This is a genomic window from Coriobacteriia bacterium (assembly GCA_014859305.1).
Taxonomy (GTDB): domain Bacteria; phylum Actinomycetota; class Coriobacteriia; order Anaerosomatales; family Kmv31; genus Kmv31.
The window spans coordinates 1-2,124 of the sequence record JACUUM010000072.1 but is presented as its reverse complement, the minus strand read 5'-3'; the positions used below and the strand labels follow the sequence as shown (position 1 = coordinate 2,124).

Annotated in this window: 4 protein-coding genes; 3 read left to right on the top strand and 1 reads right to left on the bottom strand. The window is 74.1% G+C overall.

Features of this window, described 5'->3' with window-relative positions; genetic code table 11:
- The coding region (locus IBX62_10055; protein ID MBE0477428.1) for an FAD-dependent oxidoreductase at positions 1-400 on the top strand (400 nt) is incomplete at its 5' end.
- Between the two features lie 52 nt (positions 401-452).
- Here the strand turns inward: IBX62_10055 and IBX62_10050 are convergent.
- Positions 453-824 (bottom strand): hypothetical protein, encoded by a 372-nt coding sequence (locus IBX62_10050; GenBank protein MBE0477427.1) that lies wholly within the window; start codon positions 822-824, stop codon positions 453-455.
- A gap of 104 nt (positions 825-928) precedes the next feature.
- Between IBX62_10050 and IBX62_10045 the strand changes: the two genes are divergently transcribed.
- Together IBX62_10045 and IBX62_10040 are read left to right on the top strand one after the other, a co-directional pair.
- A complete protein-coding gene (locus tag IBX62_10045; protein ID MBE0477426.1) occupies positions 929-1,723 on the top strand; it encodes an MBL fold metallo-hydrolase in 795 nt (264 codons plus the stop codon).
- Positions 1,720-2,124: DUF1284 domain-containing protein (locus IBX62_10040; protein MBE0477425.1), on the top strand; the 405-nt coding region annotated here is incomplete at its 3' end. The genes IBX62_10045 and IBX62_10040, both read left to right, overlap by 4 nt.

Sequence of the window (2,124 nt, the reverse complement as noted above, 5' to 3'; positions counted from 1 at the left end):
GGTCGACAACGCGGGTCGCCTCATCGTGGACGCGGAGCTCAAGACCCCCGGGTACGACGACATCTACGCCATCGGCGACGTCGCGGCCGCCAAGCACCCCGAGACCAAGGCGACGCTGCCGATGCTCGCGCAGATGGCGATCCAGCAGGGGCCCCACACAGCGCAGAACCTGCTGCGCGAGGCCCGCGGGCAGGAGCCCGCGCCGTTCGAGCCGCACACGCGTGGCGAGTTCGTGAGCGTCGGACCGAGCTGGGGCGTGGGATGGATGTACCGCTTCAACCTCACGGGCGTCCCCGCGATCGTCATGAAGCGCATCACCTACGTGAAGTACTGGCTGCAGGTCGGCGGTATCGGCCTCGCCTGGAAGCGAACGCGCGAGATGCTGGCGATGCAGCGGTAGGGAGACGCCGGGTGCGGCCCGCCGCGCGCGGCTCGGGCTCGCCTCGGGCCGGCTACTCCCCGGCCGCGGCCTCCCCCGCCTGCCCGGGCAGCTCCCCCTCGATCTTGCGCCAGTGGTACAGGTACACCGGCCCGGCGACCAGCACGGTGGCCGCGCTGCCGACCAGGTTCAGGATCGCCTGTCGCCGGGCGGAGCGCTCGGAGAGGCGCCGCTGCTCCTCGGCGGCCTCGCGCTGCTCCTCCGGGCCGGCGCCGGGCTTCTCCTCGGGGCTGTAGACGGGGCCGTACGCGTACGGGTCCGGGTAGATGAGCTCCACGCTCGCACGCACCGCGTTGATGACACCGACGATCACCATGATGAGCGTGATCAGGCAGACAAGGTACAGGTAGATGTTGCGCAGGGACCACCTGCTGGTCGCCGCCATCGCCGCCTCCGTCCGTGGTGCCGGTCCGAGCTCCGTCACCGGCAAGCATACCTGGAAGTCGGCGTTCGCGGGCGGTGTCGGAGGCGCCTGCTAGAATCGCATCCATGGACCCGCCTCCTTCCGCCCGCATGTGCGTCGCCTTCCTCGGCTCGGGCTCGGCCGGCAACGCGACGGCCGTGGAGTGCGGCGGGCGGTGCGTGCTCGTCGACTGCGGCTTCTCGGCGCGGGAGACCGTGCGCCGGCTGGAGTCGTGCGGCATCGCGCGAGAGGCGGTCGAAGCGGTGCTGCTCACGCACGAGCACGGCGACCACGTGCGCGGCGTCGAGGTGCTCGCGAGACGCCTCGGGCTGCCGGTGCTCGCCACCGAGGGCACCCTGCGCCGTGCGCGCGTCGGCGGCGCCGGCGGGGAGCGGGTGCGCGCCGGGGAGGTCGTCGCCGTCGGCGGCCTGCGCGTGACCGTCTTCCCGGCCTCGCACGACGCGGCCGACCCGGTGGGCTTCGCGTTCCGCTCGCCCTGCGGCGGCTCCTTCGGCATGGCGACGGACACCGGCGCGCTCACGCCCGAGGCGCTGGAAGCGCTCTCGGAGTGCGAGTGGGTCGGGCTGGAGACCAACCACGACGTCGGGATGCTGGTGGAGGGACCCTACCCCTGGTTCCTGAAGCGCCGCATCCTGTCGGAGCGCGGGCACCTGTCGAACGCGGCGGCCGCCGAGGCGCTGGAGCGCCTCGCGGCAGGGCGCACACGTCGCGTGGTGGCGCTGCACCTCTCGCGGACCAACAACACGCCCGACGCGGCGCTCGCGGCGCTCACAGCCCGGGCCGAGGAGCTCTCGCTGCCGCTGTCGATCGGGGCCGTCGGGCAGGACCGGCCCCGGCTGTGCTCTCCGGAGGCGGCGTGAGCGGCCAGCCGGCCCGGCTGCGCGGGCACCACCTCGTATGCCTGCACTCCTTCGCCGGCGAGGGGTACTCGGAGGCCTTCGTCGCCAACCTGCGCGAGGTGCTCGCCCGCGCCGAGGACGCGCTCGTGGTCGTCGAGTGCGCCGACGACGTCTGCGCTGCATGCCCGACGCTGGGCGCGCGGGGCGAGTGCGCGCGCGAGCCCGGCGCCGAGGAGGGGATCCGCCGCCTCGACGCGCTCGCGCTCGAGCTCCTCGGCGCGCGGCCAGGGGACCGGATGCGCTTCGCGGAGACCCGCGAGGGCGTGTGGGCCGCACTGCCGCGCTGGCTCGCCGAGGCGTGCGAGGGCTGCGAGTGGGCGGCGGTGTGCGAGCAGGCGCGGGAGGCGCGTCAGCCTAGTCGA